The sequence below is a fragment of the Amycolatopsis sp. 3B14 genome (genome assembly GCF_050958625.1).
In the GTDB taxonomy this organism is placed as follows: Bacteria; Actinomycetota; Actinomycetes; order Mycobacteriales; family Pseudonocardiaceae; genus Amycolatopsis_E; species Amycolatopsis_E thermoflava.
In genome coordinates this window covers 1-17,498 of sequence record NZ_JBHZEN010000010.1, presented here as the reverse complement: position 1 = coordinate 17,498, position 17,498 = coordinate 1, and the positions used below count along the sequence as shown (strand labels likewise).

General features: G+C 66.7%; 17 protein-coding genes. 11 read left to right on the top strand and 6 right to left on the bottom strand.

Translation table 11 applies throughout. From position 1 onward, the window contains the following. Positions 1 to 428: 428 nt before the first annotated feature. The 8 genes from ACCP09_RS06995 (at position 429) to ACCP09_RS06960 (ending at position 8,019) form a co-directional block, all read left to right on the top strand. Positions 429 to 896, top strand: coding sequence for an NUDIX hydrolase (locus ACCP09_RS06995; protein WP_433744193.1), 468 nt, complete (start codon positions 429 to 431; stop codon positions 894 to 896). Positions 897 to 1,528: 632 nt separating this feature from the next. Further along, entirely contained in the window at positions 1,529 to 2,380 is an 852-nt protein-coding gene (locus ACCP09_RS06990; RefSeq protein WP_433744190.1) for an SAM-dependent methyltransferase, read from the top strand. Positions 2,381 to 2,614: 234 nt separating this feature from the next. Continuing rightward, a complete protein-coding gene (gene ehuB, locus ACCP09_RS06985; protein WP_433744187.1) occupies positions 2,615 to 3,478 on the top strand; it encodes an ectoine/hydroxyectoine ABC transporter substrate-binding protein EhuB in 864 nt (287 codons plus the stop codon). A 13-nt stretch (positions 3,479 to 3,491) separates the two neighbouring features. Continuing rightward, positions 3,492 to 4,223 carry an amino acid ABC transporter permease gene (locus ACCP09_RS06980; RefSeq protein ID WP_433744185.1) on the top strand — a complete coding sequence of 244 codons (732 nt, stop codon included), beginning with the start codon at positions 3,492 to 3,494 and terminating at the stop codon, positions 4,221 to 4,223. After that, positions 4,220 to 4,882 carry an amino acid ABC transporter permease gene (locus ACCP09_RS06975; protein ID WP_433744182.1) on the top strand — a complete coding sequence of 221 codons (663 nt, stop codon included), beginning with the start codon at positions 4,220 to 4,222 and terminating at the stop codon, positions 4,880 to 4,882. The genes ACCP09_RS06980 and ACCP09_RS06975 overlap by 4 nt, the downstream gene beginning before the upstream one ends. Before the next feature lie 43 nt (positions 4,883 to 4,925). Beyond that, positions 4,926 to 5,660: an amino acid ABC transporter ATP-binding protein gene (locus ACCP09_RS06970; protein ID WP_433744179.1), complete on the top strand. Its 735-nt coding sequence runs from the start codon at positions 4,926 to 4,928 to the stop codon at positions 5,658 to 5,660. Positions 5,661 to 5,674: 14 nt separating this feature from the next. Further along, positions 5,675 to 6,424 carry an enoyl-CoA hydratase/isomerase family protein gene (locus ACCP09_RS06965; RefSeq protein ID WP_433744176.1) on the top strand — a complete coding sequence of 250 codons (750 nt, stop codon included), beginning with the start codon at positions 5,675 to 5,677 and terminating at the stop codon, positions 6,422 to 6,424. Positions 6,425 to 6,510: 86 nt separating this feature from the next. Then, positions 6,511 to 8,019, top strand: coding sequence for an acyl-CoA synthetase (locus ACCP09_RS06960; protein WP_433744173.1), 1,509 nt, complete (start codon positions 6,511 to 6,513; stop codon positions 8,017 to 8,019). Here the strand turns inward: ACCP09_RS06960 and ACCP09_RS06955 are convergent. Together ACCP09_RS06955 and ACCP09_RS06950 are read right to left on the bottom strand one after the other, a co-directional pair. Then, positions 8,016 to 8,966: a LysR substrate-binding domain-containing protein gene (locus tag ACCP09_RS06955; RefSeq protein ID WP_433744210.1), complete on the bottom strand. Its 951-nt coding sequence runs from the start codon at positions 8,964 to 8,966 to the stop codon at positions 8,016 to 8,018. The two genes, ACCP09_RS06960 and ACCP09_RS06955, sit on opposite strands and share 4 nt — an antisense overlap. Before the next feature lie 225 nt (positions 8,967 to 9,191). Beyond that, complete coding sequence (locus tag ACCP09_RS06950) at positions 9,192 to 10,553, bottom strand: acyl-CoA carboxylase subunit beta (protein WP_433744171.1); 1,362 nt, start codon at positions 10,551 to 10,553, stop codon at positions 9,192 to 9,194. 400 nt (positions 10,554 to 10,953) lie between these two features. On the opposite strand from ACCP09_RS06950, the gene ACCP09_RS06945 reads away from it, so the two are divergent. The 3 genes from ACCP09_RS06945 (at position 10,954) to ACCP09_RS06935 (ending at position 13,938) form a co-directional block, all read left to right on the top strand. Further along, positions 10,954 to 11,484: a MarR family winged helix-turn-helix transcriptional regulator gene (locus ACCP09_RS06945; RefSeq protein WP_433744168.1), complete on the top strand. Its 531-nt coding sequence runs from the start codon at positions 10,954 to 10,956 to the stop codon at positions 11,482 to 11,484. A gap of 161 nt (positions 11,485 to 11,645) precedes the next feature. Further along, entirely contained in the window at positions 11,646 to 13,034 is a 1,389-nt protein-coding gene (locus ACCP09_RS06940; protein ID WP_433744165.1) for an MFS transporter, read from the top strand. A 169-nt stretch (positions 13,035 to 13,203) separates the two neighbouring features. Next, a complete protein-coding gene (locus ACCP09_RS06935; RefSeq protein ID WP_433744162.1) occupies positions 13,204 to 13,938 on the top strand; it encodes an aspartate/glutamate racemase family protein in 735 nt (244 codons plus the stop codon). Positions 13,939 to 14,283: 345 nt separating this feature from the next. Here ACCP09_RS06935 and ACCP09_RS06930 read toward each other — a convergent pair whose 3' ends face one another. From ACCP09_RS06930 to ACCP09_RS06915, 4 genes are all read right to left on the bottom strand, one after another. Beyond that, positions 14,284 to 14,496 carry a biotin/lipoyl-binding carrier protein gene (locus ACCP09_RS06930; RefSeq protein ID WP_433744159.1) on the bottom strand — a complete coding sequence of 71 codons (213 nt, stop codon included), beginning with the start codon at positions 14,494 to 14,496 and terminating at the stop codon, positions 14,284 to 14,286. 34 nt (positions 14,497 to 14,530) lie between these two features. Beyond that, positions 14,531 to 15,316 (bottom strand): enoyl-CoA hydratase/isomerase family protein, encoded by a 786-nt coding sequence (locus ACCP09_RS06925; protein WP_433744156.1) that lies wholly within the window; start codon positions 15,314 to 15,316, stop codon positions 14,531 to 14,533. 27 nt (positions 15,317 to 15,343) lie between these two features. Further along, positions 15,344 to 16,192, bottom strand: coding sequence for a hypothetical protein (locus tag ACCP09_RS06920; protein WP_433744153.1), 849 nt, complete (start codon positions 16,190 to 16,192; stop codon positions 15,344 to 15,346). A 205-nt stretch (positions 16,193 to 16,397) separates the two neighbouring features. Beyond that, positions 16,398 to 17,498: thiamine pyrophosphate-dependent enzyme (locus ACCP09_RS06915; RefSeq protein WP_433744150.1), on the bottom strand; the 1,101-nt coding region annotated here is incomplete at its 5' end.

Sequence of the window (17,498 nt, the reverse complement as noted above, 5' to 3'; positions counted from 1 at the left end):
AACAGGCCGACCGGCTTAAACGCTTGCGCCGAAGAATTAACCCACTACCGCCGGTATCCGGTTTCGCCGCTGCGGTGAAGAACAAGCGGTAGCACAGAGCCATGTCGGAACACGGGCGCAGGAGCTGGCGATTCCGCGACGGCCGCCGACCTGTCGTCGGCCCACGCGGCTGGGCACGCGTCGGCATCTGACATCGTGATGGGCGCGAGCCCTCGGGACTGGCCGCGCTGCCAATATCGCCCTCCAGCAGCCACGTCGCAGCCCACCGAGTTGACAGCCCGCCGAGAACCAGGCGGCGCTGCATTGACGAAGCTGTCGAACACGTCGAGGAGGACGTCACCGCCAACGATCAGCACGGCAAGAGGGCAGCCTTGACCCCACCGGCCCGCCTCCCACAGCCGGACCGAGCCACCGCGTAACCTCTGCGCGTGGCCGACCGACACCTCATCGACGTGCACATCCTCCTCGTCGACGACGGCAACCTCCTGCTCACCCGTCGCCGCGACACCAACCCCACCTTCAACGGCCGCTGGCACCTACCCTCCGGCAAACTCGACGCCGGCGAATCCGTCCTGCACGCCGCGGTGCGGGAAGCCCACGAAGAAGTCGGCGTCTTCATTGACCCGTCCGACCTCCAGCACGTCCACACCCTGCACGTCAACGGATCGGGCGCCGAGCCCCGCCTCGGCCTGTCCTTCCTCGCCGCCAACTGGGCCGGAACACCCGTCAACTGCGAGCCCGACAATTGCTCCGCCATCGGCTGGTTCCCCCTCGACAACCTCCCAGCCAGCGTGATCGAGTACCCGGCCGCCGACATCCACGCCTACCTCAGCGACCAGCCCTTCGCGACCCTCGGCTGGCTCACGACCGGAACTCCCGCCGCCAGCCTCAGCTGACATCGTCAACGCACCACACACGGATTCGGCGCGGCTTCGCCACTATTCCCAAGACGACCCGACGGTCAGCGGAATATAGAAGGTCACCTCGGACACAAAGGCCCTAACAAGCACCGAGCCGTGTAGGAACTTCGGCTACCCTAAACCGCGCGTATCGCCGCGCCCACGGGTGGCCCCTGGGGCGCGCCTTTGAGCGCTGGAGCGCGCCACTGCGCCCAGTACCAACTCCTCTAGCCCCGCGCTGGACGCGCATCCGACCGGCTGCCCCTTGGAGGACCCCGCGAGTTCGGACACCCGCGAGTCCTCACACGCCCCGCGAGGGCGACACCACCGCGTCGACCACGGCCCCGGTTTCGTCTCACGAGGACCACGCCGGGTGGCACCTGATGTTGGACAACGCTCCGGGCACGACTTCGTCCATGAACGATTTCGCGACTGCTGGTTCTGATGATCCTGCTCGCCGCGGTCGCGGTTGTCAGCCACGTGATCATGGAGATCGCCCTATCAACAACTCACCGCCGCACCCAACCTCCACGTCTCGGCAATCGCCACCGCATCGCCACTTGGCAAGAAACCCGTGCCAGGTGATACTACGCCCGAAATCCGCCGTGCTCCGAGGAAAGGATCCCGACGTGCCCCGCAAGGACGATCTCGACGCGCAGTTGCGCGCAGCAACCGGAATCGAAAGCATCGACAAGGCGAGCTCGGCCAGAGTGTATGACTACCTACTTGGCGGAACACACAACTTCTCAGTGGATCGGGAGTTCGCCAGACAACAGGAAGCTCTACTGCCGGATATGCGAAACGGCGTGCGTTCGAATCGTGCGTTCATCGGTCGAGTAGTTCGGCGCGCACTCGGGGCCGGAGTGACCCAGTTTGTGGACATTGGTTCCGGCCTGCCGAGCGAAGGTCAGGTGCACGAGGTGGCCGACCGAGAGTATCCACATCTCAATGCGCGCGTCGTGTATGTCGATAATGAACCACTAGCGCACGCACACGCGGAAATCCTTCTCGGCGGCGGCGCGGCTGACCCGCGCCGGCACCGCGCGGTGTTCGCGGATTACTTCGACTACCGCAGCCTGTGGGACCAGGTCCTCACCACCGGGGTGATCAACCCGGACGAGCCGGTCTGCCTGCTCATCACCGCCATCCTCCACTTCATGTCTCCCAAGACCCATCCAGAGGAGCCGCTCGCGTACTACCGAGACGTCGTTCCCTCGGGCAGTCTCCTCGCGCTTACCCACGCGTGCGATGAACTCAACGATTACGAGTTGCACCAGGTGGCCCGCAACTTCTCGAAGACCTCGCATCCCGCCTACTTGCGAAACCGCGATGAGGTCGCCCGCTTCTTCGCGGACTGGAGACTCCTCGACCCCGGATTGACCTGGGCGGTCCAGTGGCAGCCGGATGGTCACGAACCCCAGTGGTGGGGCGACCAGCCGGAACGGTGTCGCTATCTCGCCGGCGTCGCCGTCAAGCCATGACCGTACCGGACCGACACGTCACATTACGGAACCAGCGAATGCAACTTGCATTCACACGCTTGCATTCACCTTCTCCCGTTTGAGACCAAATAGTGTCCCTTCGTTGTCCGATGCAGGAGGCGCATCACCAAATCGCGAAAACCTGCATTGGACGCGGAGGTTGACGTGTGGTTACCTTTCGTGAAACACGGTACGTCGCAGGGGAGGCGGCTCCAGTTCTTCCGGGAGGTCGCAGTGCATCGTCCCATCCATCGTTTTCTATCCATCGTTTTCGCGTTGGCCCTGGCGAGCGTAACCGCAGCCTGCGGGACATCATCTTCGTCCGGCAGTAATGGAACGGGTCTGCTCGATGAAATGCGAAAGACAGGAGCTGCCAAGGTCGCTCTTGCTCAGGCGCCACCGTTGGAGTATTTGACACCCGATGGTAAACCAGCGGGATACCTAGTCGATCTGACGCGTGGCTTGCTGAGTGATCTCAACGTCGGCGACATCAACGCGACTATGACCACGTTCGACGCGATGATCCCCGCACTACAGGCACGAAAGTACGACTTCCTGCCCGGCGGTCTGAACATCACGGCAGCGCGGTGCAACGCGGTCGCGTTCACCAGTCCGATCACCGTGCAGCACGAGGCGTTGTTCGTACAGCGAGGAAACCCGAAGCAACTGAGTGGCTATGCCGCCCTGGCGAAAAGCCCGGACACGACCGTGGCGCTGCTGGCCGGATCGTCCCAGGAGGCCTTCGCGAAGCAGCAGGGCGTGTCCCAGGGGCAGATGCTGACCGTGCCTGATATTCAGGCGGGCATCGCCGCCGTCACCGGTGGCCGCGCGGACGCCTTCGGTGTCGGCCAGTTCAGCGTGCAGGATCCGGCGGGCAAGGGCGTCGACGTCGTGGTTGACGAGTCCTCGCCGGTGTCGGGCATCGGCATCGCGTTCCGGAAAGAGGATGCGGCTACACGCGACGCGTTCAACACGGTGATCGAGCAGTGGCGGGCGGATGGCCGGCTGGCCCAGCTGTATACGAAGTGGGGCTACAGCAACGGTGACCTGCTGGCGAAGACGACCCGCGCCACGGACGTCGCGTCGGCCTGCTCGTGAGGAGAGCACGGCGATGAATCAGATTACCCCGTACCTGCCGTCGATCCTCCAGGGCTTGATCACCACGATCGCGGTGGCGGTGCTGAGCATTCTCGGAGCAGCCGCGGTCTCAGTGGTGGTCGGGGTCCTGCGCACTCTGCCCAGCCGCCTGGTGCAGCGCCTTGCGCTGGTGCTGGTGGAGTTGATGCGCGGCGCCTCCGCCGTCATCTACCTGTTCTGGGTCTACTACGCCTTGTCGGCGATCCCCGGGGCTCCGCAGCTGAGCCCGTTCACCGCTTCCGTGTTCGTGCTGTCGGCAATCGGAGGGGCCTACGGCGCCGAGATCGTTCGCGGCGGCATTCAGGCGGTGGCCGCAAGCCAGCGGGATGCCTGCCGCGCGCTCGGACTGTCCGGCCGGCACACCCTCACGCGGATCGTCCTGCCCCAGGCGCTGTCGCAGATCGTGCCCTCGTTCGCGAGCCTGGCGGTGGACCTGGTCAAGTGGACCTCCATCGTGTCCTTCGTCGGTGTGCAGGACGTCTTCTACGCGGCGAACACCGCTCGCACGGCCACCAATCAGACGGTGCTGGTGTTCATCGTGCTCGCGGTGCTCTACCTCGTGCTCTCGGTGTGCGTGGCCGCGCTGTTCAGGGGCATCGAGTACCTGCTGCCGATGAACCGGGCGAACCGAAAGGCCCGCAGCCGCGCACCCCGCACACCACCCCCTCGCCACGTCGAGACGCCGGCCGCGGTGGTGGTCCGATGAACTGGGACTGGTCCTTCGTGCGGCAGATCCTGCCGGAGCTGCTCATCGGCGTAGCCGAGACTGTGCTGGTCACCCTGGTGTGCGCGGCGATCGCCCTGGTCGGGGGTCTGATCATCAGCGTGATCACCCAGGTGACCGGGCGGCCAGGCCGATGGATCATGCGGCCGTTGATCGAGCTGGCGCGTGGCATCCCGATCTTGGTCCTGCTGTACTTCGGGTTCTACGCCCTGCCCGGCCTCGGAATGACCTTGCCTGCGTTCTTCGTCGGCGCGCTCGTCCTGGGCGTCGTGTACGCGGCGTACTGCTCGGAGGTCTACCGGGCAGGGCTGGAGGCCATTCCACCGGGCATCCGCGACGCCTGCCGCGCGCTCGGTCTGCCCATGCCGGTGATGTGGCTGCGGGTGCTGATCCCTCTCGCCATCCGCCGGAGCATCCCGGCACTGGTCAACTACCTGATGATCTTGTACAAGCAGTCTGCGCTGCTGTTCGCGATCGGCGTGCCGATCCTGCTGGCCCGGGCGCAGGTAATCGGGTACGAGAGCTTCCGCTACCTCGAGCCCTACACGGTCGCGGCCGTTTTGTACCTGCTGCTCAACCTCCCGTTCGTGTATCTCCTTCGCCGATTCGAGGTCAACCGTGCCGTCCACGCCACTGCCTAGCGGGGAGGCCGCATCCGCGGCGCCCGCGATCGAATTCGAATCTGTGTCCAAGTCCTTCGGCCACACGCGTGTGCTCGTCGACCTCGACCTGACCGTGGCCAGGGGCGAGAAGGTCACGCTCATCGGCCCGAGTGGCTCGGGCAAGACCACCGTGCTGCGCCTGGCGATGATGCTGGACAAGCCCAGCAGCGGCGACATCCGCGTGGGCGGCGAGAGCATCATCCAGGACCAACTCGGCAAGCCCCGCTCCGCCCGCGACTTGGCCCGCCTCGGCCGCCGCTGCGGAATGGTGTTTCAGCAGTTCAACCTGTTCCCGCACATGACGGTCCTGCAAAACCTGACCCTGGCGCCGCGCACCGTGCTCAAACTGCCCGCCGCCGAGGCCGAACAGCGCGCCGTCGAACACCTGGAAATGGTCGGCCTGGGCGACAAGGCCACCGCCTACCCCGCCCAGTTGTCCGGTGGCCAGCAACAGCGCATCGCGATCGCCCGGGCGTTGACCCTCCGGCCGGAGATCCTGCTGCTCGACGAGATCACCTCCGCGCTGGATCCGGAGCTGATCGGCGAAGTCCTCGAGGTCGTGAGCAAGGTCGCCCAGGAAACGGACATCACGTTCCTCATCGTCACCCACGAGATGCGGTTCGCCCGCGACGTCTCCGACCGGGTAGCGATGTTCGACGGCGGTCGGATCATCGAGCACGGCCCGCCGGAGGCGATCTTCACCGACCCCGTGTGCGAGCGCACCAAAGCGTTCCTGCACTCCGTCCTCAACCACTAGGAGGAAACGCCCCGATGGGACGAATCACGGTCCACCGCGTCGACGACGTCCTGGTCGCAACCATCGACACCCCCGGTCGGCTCAACGCCTGGACTCGCGCCATGCGCGCCGACCTCATCCACATCCTCGAGCGCGAACTCAAGACCGACATCTGCAGCGGGGCGGTCATCACCGGCGCCGGGGAGGCCTTCTGCGCCGGTCAGGACTTCCACGAGGTGGCCACTTGGGAAGCGGACACGCCTTGGGTCGACGAGATCCACGACGTGTACGCCCGGCTACTGCAGCTGGACAAGCCCGTGGTCGCCGCCGTCAACGGAGTCGCCGCCGGCAGCGGCTTCCAACTCGCGCTGCTGTGTGATCACCGCGTCGCCCACGCCGGCGTGCGGATGGGACAGACCGAGGTCCGCTGGGGCCTGGCCAGCGTGGTCGGGACCTGGTTCATCGAACGCAGCCTAGGCGCCAGCAAGGCCCGCGAACTGGCGTTGTCCGGCCGGCTGATGGAGGGCGAGGAACTGCTCGCCACCGGCCTTATCGACACCCTCGCCGCGCCGGGCCAGGTGGTGCCCGCGGCCGTCCAGGCCTGCCGGAAGCTGGCCGCCAACCCTGCCGCCAGCTTCCGGATCACCAAGCGCTGGCTGTACCAGAACATGGCAGCGGACATGGCGCGGGTCTTCCGCCAGGCCGCCGACGCCCACCGCGCTGGGTTCGACTCCGGATCCTCCCAGCAGGGCGCCGACCTGTTCCTGCACCGCAAGCCCGCCTGACCCCCGCGACCCCTCCTGCCGATTCCGACCGAAAGGCTGCCATGCGTTCCCCTTTCCAGCGGCTCCTCCAGCTGCCCAGATGGCGTGTGCCCGACCGCTACAACATCGCCAGCGAGGTCTGCGACGCGCATCCCCGTGATCAGCTGGCCATGATCTGGGAAGACGCGACCGGCCGCGAGCGTCAGGTTCGGTGGGGCGAGCTGCAGGACCTCTCCGCCCGGCTCGCCAATGCGCTGACCGCCGCGGGCGTCACCGCCGGCGACCGGGTCGCCGCCGTGTTGCCGCCCCGGCCGGAGGCCGCCGCGGCCATGCTGGCCGTCCTGCGCACCGGCGCGATCCTGATCACGATGTCCAGGATGTGGAGCGCCCACGAGATCGAGCATCGGTTGCGCGATGCCGAACCGAAGGTGCTGATCACCGAGTCGGAGGACAGCGAGCGGCTGGACAGCTCGCTGGTCGACGAAGTCCTCCTGCTGGACCGGTTCGATCCCAGCAGCTACAGCAGCCACTTCATCACGGTGGACACGGCCGCCGACGACCCGGCGTTCATCGCCTACACCTCCGGCACCACCGGACCGGCGAAGGGCGTGGTCATCCCGCACCGCGCGATGCTCGCCGCCGATGAGGCCACCTACGTGCAGGATCTGCAGCCGGGCGAGCTCACCTTCTCGGTGGGCGACTGGGCCTGGTCCTACCGCAAGATCATGGCGCCGTGGCGGCTGGGAGCGGTCAATCTCAGCTACGAGCAACACGGGCGCTTCGACCCCGAGCGAATGCTCGACGTGCTGGCCCGGCACCAGGTGACCAACGCCTTCATCAACGTCACCGTCATCCGCCTGCTCATGCAGCAACCCGGGCTAGGCCGCAAGTACCCCCAACAGTTCCGGGTGGTGGCCACCTCCAACGAACGGCTCGGCGTGGAGCCCTTCGAATACTTCCAAGCCGAGTTCGGCGTGCCGCCCCTGGAGTTCTACGGCGCCACCGAGTCCTTCCCGATGATCGGCAACTCGCCCTACCTGCCGATCAAGCCCGGGTCGATGGGACCTGCCGTGCCCGGCTGGCACGTGCGCATCCTCGATGACGACGAGCGGGAATTGGGGCACGGCGAGATCGGGGAAGTGTGCCTGAGGGCCCGGACCAACCCGAACTATCCGCTGGGCTACTGGCGCCGCCCCGAGGAGACCGCGCGCGACTTCGGCGGCGCCTGGTATCACACCAAAGACCTCGCCTACGTCGATGCCGACGGCTACTTCTGGTACGTCAGCCGCAAGGACGACCTGATCAAATCGGCCGGCTACCGCATCTCGCCCTACGAGGTGGAGGAAGCCCTGCGACGCCACCGCGCGGTCGCCGACGCCGCCGTGATCGGCGTGCCCGACGCGACCCGCGGCACCGCGGTGGCCGCCTTCGTCGTCCTCGATGACACCTTGCCCGGGACCCCCGACCTCGCCGACGAGCTGAAGGACTGGGCGCGCCGGGAACATTCCGCGTTCGGATATCCCCGGCACGTGCACTTCGTCAGCGAACTACCCCGCTCCTCGTCGGGGAAGATCAACCGAGCCGCGCTGCGCCAACAGCAGGCGCCGGCAAGCTAATCCGGCTCGACGGGCTGGACCTCGCCAAAGGCATACTCCGGGGCCAGCTCGTTGCGTTCCTCCAGGATGGTGGCCACGAACGAGGCCACGCCGTCGTCCGCCTCGTCAGCTCGCCACGCCACGCACACCGCCGACCGAGTGGCACCGGGGGCTGCAAGGAACCGCACCCCGTCGTGCTCGCCGGCGGTCAGCGCGGCCGGGACCAGCGAGACGGCGAAGCCCGAGGACACCAGGCTGATCAGGGCCGAGGTCTTGTTGACCAGTGTCGCCGGGTCCAGGGGAAGGTTGGCTTCCAGCGCCCGCGCGCTGGTCTGCGTATAGAGAACGGGTTCGATCTTCGGGCTGAACTGCACGAAGGGGTGGGCCTCGAGCAGCGGGGCCAAAGCGGCGGGGGACGGTGGCTGCCCGTTGGTACCCGGCGGGAGCGGGCTGTCACCGGGGCAGGCCAGCAGGAAGTCCTCCTCCCACAAGGTCCGGCACTCGACGCCGGGGATTACCACCGGGCCGCGGAGAAATGCAACGTCCAGCGCGCCGCGGCGCAAGGCGTCCATCTGGGTTTGCGAGTTGGCGTCGAGCAGGTCGTGCGCCAGGCCGGGGAACCGGCGCCGGCTCGTCTTCAACAGCAGTGACAGGCCCCGGGAACCGAAGGACTCGATGAACCCGACACGGATGGTGCCGCGGGGCTGGGACGCCTCCTGCTTGACGATCCGTTTCGCGCGCTCGAACTGCTGCAACATCCGGCGAGCCTCGATCAGGAACAGGTGCCCCTGGGCGGTCAGCCGCACCTCTCGCCCACCGCGGTTGAACAACACCGCATCTAGTTCGTGCTCCAAGGCGGCGATTTGACGGCTCAGAGCAGGCTGAGTGAGCAGCAGCCGCTCGGCCGCCCGCCGGAAGTGCAGCTCCTCAGCCAACACGACGAAGTTCGACAGTTGTCGAAAATCCATTCGCCCCACCCACTTCGTCGGCTCGCTTCAAAGACGGGACGCTGCCTCCGCGAGCCCGTGATGCTCGGGCGCAGGCTGCGGCTCGTGCGCGCCACTTGGTACGGGCGTGGAGGCCTCATCGTCTCCTTGACCGGTAACTTACGTGATCAACCGGCGCGGCGAGCGGTCAGGTGCGACGCGAGTTCGGCGGATACTCCCCTGCTCGGGTGACCGGCCACCTGCGGGCTAGAGCGGGATGTTGCCGTGCCCGCCGCGCTGAACCACATCGTGCTCGGCGAGCGCGGCGGTCAGAACGTGACGGGTGTACTTGGGGTCGACCACCTCGTCGACCAGCCCGGTGTCCAGCGCGCGGGCCAGCCCGCCGGCCTTGTCATGGTGTTCCTGAATCAGCCGGGCACGAACCTGCGGCCGATCCGCTTCGGGAGTTTGGGCCAGAACCTTGCGGTAGAGGACATCTACGGCAGCTTGATCGCTCATCACCGCGACCTCGGCGTCGGGCCAGGCGTAGACGGCCGTGGCCCCTAAGCCGCGTGAGTTCATGGCGACGTACGCACCACCGTAGGCCTTGCGGGTGATCAAGGTGACTCGCGGCACTGTGGCTTCGGCGAACGCGTGAAGGAGCTTGGCGCCGCGGCGAACCACGCCGCCCCACTCCTGGGTGACACCCGGCAGGTAGCCGGGCACGTCGACGACGACCACCAGCGGGATGCCGAACGCATCACACATGCGCACGAACCGCGAGGCCTTCTCGGCTGACAACGAGTCGAGACAGCCACCCTTGCGCAAAGGGTTGTTCGCGACCAGACCCACGGTGCCGCCGGCGAGTCGGCCCAATCCGACGACGATGTTCGGCGCCCATTGTGCCTGGAACTCCTCCCACCTGTAGGCACCGGGCGGCCATCCGCCGCGGCCGTCATCGCGGTCGAGGATCGCCTGGAGCAGCGGCCGCACGGGATAGGCACGGTTGCTCGCCTCGGGCAAGAAAGCGCGGAAGTCCTGCGGCTCCCCCACCAGCGACGGATCAGGACGGCCGGGCGAGGCGAGCAGCGTCACCAGGCGACGCGCCTTGCCCAGTGCCTCGGCCTCATCCTGCGCGACGACATGGGCGACCCCGGAGCGGCGCGCGTGGGTCTCCGGACCGCCGAGCCGGTCCATGTCGATGTTCTCCCCGGTCACGGAACGGACCACACTGGGCCCGGTGACGAAGACCCGCGCCTCCCGGCTCATGATCACGACGTCGGTAAGCGCGGGGCCATAGGCCGCCCCACCGGCAACAGGACCGACGGCAACGCTGATCTGCGGAACCCTGCCAGAGGCCCGCACCATAGCGGCAAAGACCAGCCCGAAACCGTGCATCGAGTCCGCCCCGTCTGCCAGGCGCGCCCCGCCGGAATGGAAGACGCCGACCAATGGCCACTCTTGGCACACTGCGGTGTCAATTGCCTCGGCAATCCGTCGGCAGCCCTCCAGGCCCAACGCGCCGCCCAAGACGGTGTTGTCGGTGCCGTAGGCCATGACCGTTCTGCCTGAGATCGCGCCACTGGCGACGACCACTCCAGAGTCGTCCGCGGGGGCCAGTTCTCGCATGGTGCCAGGATCAAACAACGCCTCTAGCCGACCCAGGACAGGCCGCGCCGGAGGTTGCCTGAGCTGCGGGGTTGCCTCCGTCTGATCCGAAGCCATCAAATTCCTCTCAGCGAAATCCGTGATTCATACTTGCACGAAAAACCGGAGAAGTGATTCCCCAAAAGACAACAAGGCGCGCCACTTTGCAAAGATAGAGGTCCAACTGTCGGCAATCAAGCCGTTTTACGCGCGACTTCTATCCGATTCGCGCCGAGACCTTGACTGCAATTAACCGTCGTTGGACATTGATTATTGCGACTGAACCGGCTGGCAGGCAAAGGATAGTTTGAATGGTTGCACACGAACTCGGCAGAGTCACGCAAGATGGCGCTCGAACGCCTCCGCCGTGGGAGAGCGCCGCATGAGCCAGATAGTGCACCCCGCGACGGTCCGGCGCAACGCTGCACTACCCTACGATCCCATCGCCAGGGCCGCAGAACTGTGGGAAGAGCGTATCGGGCCGTCGGAAACGATGGCCGTGGCGACCGCGGTGATGCGAGTGCAGCAAATCATCCAGACCTCAGTCGATGCAGCCCTTCGGCCGTACGGCTTGACGTTCGCGCGTTATGAAGCACTGGTGCTTTTAGCCTTCTCGCGGCGCACCTGCTTGCCGATGGGTCTCATGGGGCAACGACTGCAGGTGCATCCCACGAGCGTGACCAACATCGTTGACCGGCTCGAGCGGGATCGAATGGTCGCCCGGGTTCCACATCCCACCGATCGGCGCACCACGCTAGTGCAGTTGACCAACTACGGCCGCCAACGCCAGCAGGAAGCTACGGCCTCCGTCGTTGCCGTCAACTTCGGACTTGCGGAAATGGGTGATAGTCAATGGGCGCAGCTATGGAAGCTGCTCGCTGAGATCCGCCGGGCCGCGGGCGATTTCGTTTAGCTGCCACAACTTACAGCAGATGCTGGTCTCTTTTCCATGTCAGAGTCTGCTATTGAGGGAAATGGACATCGGTGCACTCGCCTGAGCGGAACACCACGCACGCCCCTACCTCACCGTCGCGGCAGCGGCCCGACACACGAACACCCGGCCCGCTGCTGGCGGTGCTCATCGGCCTCAGCCAGTTCATCATCAGCGCTGACTACAATTTGATCTTTGTCGCTTTACCCGCTGTCGGCCACGATCTCCACCTCGCCGGGCAGGCACTGCAGCTCGTCGTCGTGGCATACGCAGCCACGTTCGCGGGATGTGTCTTGCTTGCCGGGCGCGCAACCGACGTTCTGGGTGCTCGGCGCGTGTTCACGCTGGGAGCAGCTCTGTTCGGAGCCACCTCCATCCTCGGGGCGGTAGCCTCGACCGGCTGGATGCTCATCGCGGCACGAGGCGCTCAAGGCATCGCCGCAGCCGCCCTGTTTCCATCAGGGTTGGCCCTGGTCATCGGCACGTTTCCCGCCGGGCCAGCCCAACGCCGCGCCCTCGCTATCTGGGGTTCCGCCGGCGCTGTCGGGATGTCAGTCGGGTCCCTGCTCGGCGGAGCGCTGACCACCGCACTCGGCTGGCGGGCCGTGCTCCTGGTGAACGTTCCGGCGGCCGCGGCCGCCGCGATCGGCACCGCTCGTCTGATCAGGCCAGGCCATCGACGTCGCCCGCGGCGCTCACTCGATTTAGCGGGAAGCTTGGCCGCCCTGATCGGGCTTTCCTGCCTGGTTGTTGTCCTGGTCCTGGGCCCGAAGGTGGGCTGGGAGCCGAGCGCGCTGTGGCTGCCCGCCGCCAGCGCCCTGTGCGCCGGCGCGGCGTTCGTCGTCGTGGAGCTGCGTGCGAAAGATCCTGTTCTGCCTCGCCGTCGGCTCTCGCTCACGCTCGGCAGTACTGCAGCCGTGACGTTCGTCCTGCTCGGCCTGCTGAGCTCAGCCTTCTACGTGTTGACGCTCTACCTGCAGAATGTCGCTGGGTACACCGCGCTCGAGACCGGGCTAGGGCTCCTGCCGCTCACCGCCGCGATGGTCGTGGGCATGCAGTGCGGGTCGCGGCTCGTCGGCAGGGGCGGCCCGCGCTTGCTGGCCGTCCTCGGTCAACTGGCGATGGGGGCGGCGATCGCGTGGGTGGGAATCGTCCTCGCTGCCCCCCACCCATACGTACACCTCGCGCTGCCACTGACTTTGTTCGGCTTGGGTGGCGGAATCACCTGGACCGCCGCCTTCACAACCGCCGCAGCCGATGCAGATGGCGCAGAGTACGGCCTGGTAGCGAGTGTCATCTGTGCCGCACGTCAAGTCGGCAGTGCTGCGGTGGTGGCTGCGTTGACCCCGATCATCGCCGCGGACGGAACTGACCCTGCGGCTCAGGCCGGCGGCCACACCGGCTTGCAGGCCGCAGCCTATGCCAGCGCCGGGTTGTCCCTGCTCGGCGCGGCCGCCGCCTTCGGCCTTGATGTTCCTCCTCATCGCGGTAGACAGCACTCGAGGCGAGGAGCCCACGGTGCACAAGTTTGATGACAGAAACGCATCACACAGGTCCGGGATCTGCATTGGACGGGCAAAGGGGACACGTTCTACCGTTTCCCCAGCCACCGTGCTCGCCCTCCGACCAGGGAGTCCGCTCCTTGGCTGCGGGCCGATCGCCCTCGCCACGGATCCGGGCGCTCATCGGAAGGGATGGTAAATGGAACGCAGCAGTGAACCGACCGTGGTGAAGCGAGGTCAGGCCTTCTACGGTGTCGACGTCGGCGTGATTCTGATGGACTCGGACGCGCCGCGGGCCGTGGGCGATGTGGGCAATGCTCGCACCTTCCCTTTCCCCGTTGCGTACACCACTGCAGATGGCGCCTATGCCGAGCAGGTGGTTGAACACGACGCGGACGGCCTACTCGATCAGTTCCTCTCATCCGGCAAGGAGCTTGTCTCGCGTGGAGTGCGCGCGATCGGCACCTCGTGCGGGTTTGTTGCGATCCATCAGCAGGAGATCGCCGCCGGCGTGAACGGCCTTGTGGCGACCTCGTCCCTGCTGCAGATCCCCCTTGTGCTTCAACTACTCGGCCCCGACGGCCGTGTCGGCGTGGTCACCGCGAACGCCGCCACGCTGTCGCCGCGTCATTTCGCCGCAGTGGGTGTGGATGAGGCGGCGCGCCGACGGCTAACGCTGATCGGCCTGGAACACACCGAGCATTTCTATCAGGTCATGGTCGCAGGCCGAGGCGCTTTGGACACTGAACGAGCCGAAGCGGAAGTACTCGCGGCAGTGCATGACGCTCTTGCGACTACGTCAGGTATCAAAGCGCTCGTCCTGGAGTGCACCAATCTACCGCCGTACGCGGACGCGATTCGCCGGACGACGGGTCTGCCCGTGTGGGATGTGACAACCATGCTCAGCTGGATCCAGAGCGCCGTTCGGCCGTAGCAGGCGGCCCGGGAGAGCTGGGCGATGTGCTTCGTGGTCCCAGGACGCTTTCAGGCGCTGCCGGGGATTAGCGCACACATCGCGGCGTAGTTGGTGCTTCCCAGCGTCCCCCGGGCCGCTCGCTCGGGGGAGCGCGCTCGGCATATCGAGACGCGCTTGAGGTCCGAAGCCGACCCTGATCATCGCGGTGATCCGAAGCCTCTCGAGGTCTCCGTGGTGTTGCCGCCGGGCGGGCGCGGGAGAGCGAAAGCTGGGCCGGGAGAGCGAAAGCTGGGCCTAGACCTAGGAGGCCACGATGACGTATCCGGTCTCCGTCCCCCACGCCCGCCCGTCGGCTGCGGGGGTCTACTGCACGACCGCGAGCAGGTCACCGTCCTGGACGACATCGCCTTCGTGCACCGCGAGTTTGCCGAGGAGACCACCGGACTCGGTAAGGACCGGGATCTCCATTTTCATCGATTCGAGCACGAGTAAGGTGTCGCCCGCGGCGAGGGTGGTCCCTTCGGTCACGGTCACCTTGAGCACGGTGGCGACGAGTTCGGCGCGTATCTCCTCCACCCCGGTCCTCCCATCCGCCTCGTGTCGCCGGCCGTCACTTGCGCTGCAGGAACGCCTGCATGTTGCGCTGCCAGGTACCGGCTCCGAGGGAGGCACGGTGGGCCCGCTTGGAGATCTCGATGATCTCGCGCATGCCCTCGAGGTAGCTGGCGTTGAGCGACGGCTTGGTCTGGCGGACCGGCACCGGGTCCCAGGAGGCCATCCGCGCCGCCAACTGTTCGGCGTGCTCACGCAGCCGCTCGGCGGGCACCACCTCGTGCACCAGTCCGGTCTGCACGGCGCGGTGGGCGTCCCACACATCGCCGGAGAAGATCATGGCCTGCATGGCGCTGCGGCCGACTACGTGAGTGAGCATGTACCCGCCGAAGGTGACGGCAGCACCGAGCTGGAGCTCGGGCATCTTGAGACGGGCCGAGGTGGAGGCGATTCGATAGTCGGCGGTCAGTGCGATCTCCAGGCCCAGGCCGATAGCCCATCCGTCGATCGCGGCGATGACCGGCATGCGCATGCCCAGCGCGGTGAGGAACAGCTGACCGAAGGTCTCCATCAGGTCGCTGACGGCGTCGCCGCCGTCCAGCGCTTGCAGTTTGGCGAAGTCGCCGCCGGCGGCGAACCATCGGTCGTCGCCGCCGTAGAGGATCACCGCGCGGATGTCATCCCGCTCGTCCAGTTCGGCCAGGATGCGGGTGAGTTCGCGGGTCCTCGTGCCGCTGAAGGGGTTCGCCTTCTTTCCGCCGCTGAATTCGACCATCGCCACTCCGTTGTCGTTGGGCAGTACGGTGATGGTGGTGTCGTTCTGGGCCAGTACTTCGCTGGTCATGAATTGGTCCTTTCCGAGTCGGGCCTGTCACGGGTGAGTTGCAGGACAACGGGCCTCGCACGACCTGGGCGGGAGCGTGGCGGCGGGTGGCCAGGCGATCCAGGTGCCGACCGGGTGGCCGGCGAGCATGGCATTGAGGTCCGCCAGCGCTCCGATGAGCACTGGTATCCCGTGGTCGGCGGCGTGGGCGGCCGCAGAGAGCTTGGCGGCCATCCCGCCGGTTCCCGGGGCTCCCGGGGGTGCCGGTTGGATGGGTACCTTCCGCAGGTGTGCTGCCGCGGTGATCCGCAGCAGCACGCGCCGCCCGTCGTGCCCGAGCACGCCGGGAACGTCGGTGAGGAAGACGAGTAGATCGGCTCCCAGCTGCCGGGCCAGTCGCGCGGCGAGCATGTCGTTGTTACCGATCAACCCCTCGGCGCCACTGTCGTTCTCGTTGATGACGGGGATACATCCCCTGTCCAGCAGTCGCCGAATTGTTGTCGACACGCTGTCTGCCGATGTGCTTGTCGCCGTTTCATCTACCAGTAGTTGCGCAACGTGCACCCCGAACGAATCGAATGCGTCGCGAAAGCGCGCAGTCAACCAGGCCTGTCCGACCGCCGCCGATTCCCGGGCAGTGATGCGGTCCGCGCTCGATGAGGCGTAGCCGCTATCCGGGGCGCGCAGCAACATACGTCCGACCGCGACCGCTCCGGATACCACCAGGACGATCTCCCGCGGTTGACGTGCCTGTTCGCCTACTTCTTTGCTGAGGAACGTGATGGTGTCGATGACGGAGTCGAGGGAGGTTCCCAGGGCCGCGGACCCGACCTTGACCACGACGCGCCCGGCCCGGACGGCCTCGAACCGTCGCGGGCGCAGTTGCAAGTCGGGCATTGACGTTCCCCTTCGCTTGTTGTCCGAGGTTGATCGGGACCGCGCTGTCCGTGAATGTGCGACCGTCGCATGGTCAACGATAGGAGTTCCAGTCGATGGTCTCGATCCGATTTACGTGAGATTGCCAGCCGTTTCACGCGCTAGCGCGGACGCAATTGCGTACAGCATTGAAACGAATGGCGCTCTGCGCTGCTGTCCTCCGGTTTCAGTCCTCGAACAGCGGGCGGATGCCGCGCGCGGCCATGATCTCGTCGTTGCCGGTCCCGGCCGCAACCATGGGCCAGACCTGGGCGTCCTTGCCGACCACGAAGTCGATCACGACCGGGCGGTCGTTGATCTCCATCGCGCGGCGGATGACGTCGTCGACCTCGTCCTTGGTCTCGCACCGCAGGCCCGCGCAGCCCAGCGCCTCGGCCAGCAGCGTGAAGTCCGGGATCCGGTGCTTGTGGGTGCCGAGGTCGGTGTTGGAGTACCGCTCGGCGTAGAACAGGTTCTGCCACTGGCGGACCATGCCGAGGTTGCCGTTGTTGATGACGGCGACCTTGATCGGCGCGCCCTCGATGGCGCAGGTGGCCAGCTCCTGGTTGGTCATCTGGAAACAGCCGTCGCCGTCGATGGCCCACACCTGCTTGTCCGGCACGCCGAACTTGGCGCCCATCGCGGCGGGCACCGCGTAGCCCATGGTGCCGAGGCCGCCGGAGTTGAGCCAGGTGCGCGGGTTCTCGTACTTGATGAACTGCGCGGCCCACATCTGGTGCTGGCCGACGCCCGCCGCGTAGACGGCGTCCGGGCCGACGATCTGGCCGATGCGCTCGATGACGTACTGCGGCGACAGGGTGCCGTCGGCGGGCCACTCGTAGCCCGCCGGGAAGGTCTGGCGCCACGCGTCGATCTGCGTCCACCACGGCGCCAGGTCCGGCTCGCCGATGCGGTCGGTCTCGGCCTTCACCGCGTCGATCAGCTCGGTGATGATCTCCGCGCAGTCCCCGACGATCGGCACGTCGGCCTTGCGGTTCTTGGAGATCTCGGCCGGGTCGATGTCGGCGTGGACGACCTTGGCCTCCGGCGCGAACGACGACAGCTGACCGGTCACCCGGTCGTCGAACCGGGCGCCGAGCGCGACCAGCAGGTCGGCGCGCTGCATCGCGGCGACCGCGGCGACCGAGCCGTGCATGCCGGGCATGCCCAGGTGCTGCTGGTGCGAGTCGGGGAACGCGCCGCGGGCCATCAGCGTGGTGACCACGGGGATGCCGGTCAGCTCGGCCAGCTCCTTCAGCTGCGCGTGGGCCTGCGCCTTGATCACGCC

Coding starts and splice junctions, on each gene's coding strand:
- ACCP09_RS06980 (WP_433744185.1), top strand. CDS start 3,492: ATGAATCAGATTACCCCGTACCTGCCGTCGATCCTCCAGGGCTTGATC.
- ACCP09_RS06920 (WP_433744153.1), bottom strand. CDS start 16,192: ATGCCCGACTTGCAACTGCGCCCGCGACGGTTCGAGGCCGTCCGGGCC.
- ACCP09_RS06965 (WP_433744176.1), top strand. CDS start 5,675: ATGGGACGAATCACGGTCCACCGCGTCGACGACGTCCTGGTCGCAACC.
- ACCP09_RS06925 (WP_433744156.1), bottom strand. CDS start 15,316: ATGACCAGCGAAGTACTGGCCCAGAACGACACCACCATCACCGTACTG.
- ACCP09_RS06945 (WP_433744168.1), top strand. CDS start 10,954: ATGAGCCAGATAGTGCACCCCGCGACGGTCCGGCGCAACGCTGCACTA.
- ACCP09_RS06955 (WP_433744210.1), bottom strand. CDS start 8,966: ATGGATTTTCGACAACTGTCGAACTTCGTCGTGTTGGCTGAGGAGCTG.
- ACCP09_RS06975 (WP_433744182.1), top strand. CDS start 4,220: ATGAACTGGGACTGGTCCTTCGTGCGGCAGATCCTGCCGGAGCTGCTC.
- ACCP09_RS06950 (WP_433744171.1), bottom strand. CDS start 10,553: ATGCGAGAACTGGCCCCCGCGGACGACTCTGGAGTGGTCGTCGCCAGT.
- ACCP09_RS06935 (WP_433744162.1), top strand. CDS start 13,204: ATGGAACGCAGCAGTGAACCGACCGTGGTGAAGCGAGGTCAGGCCTTC.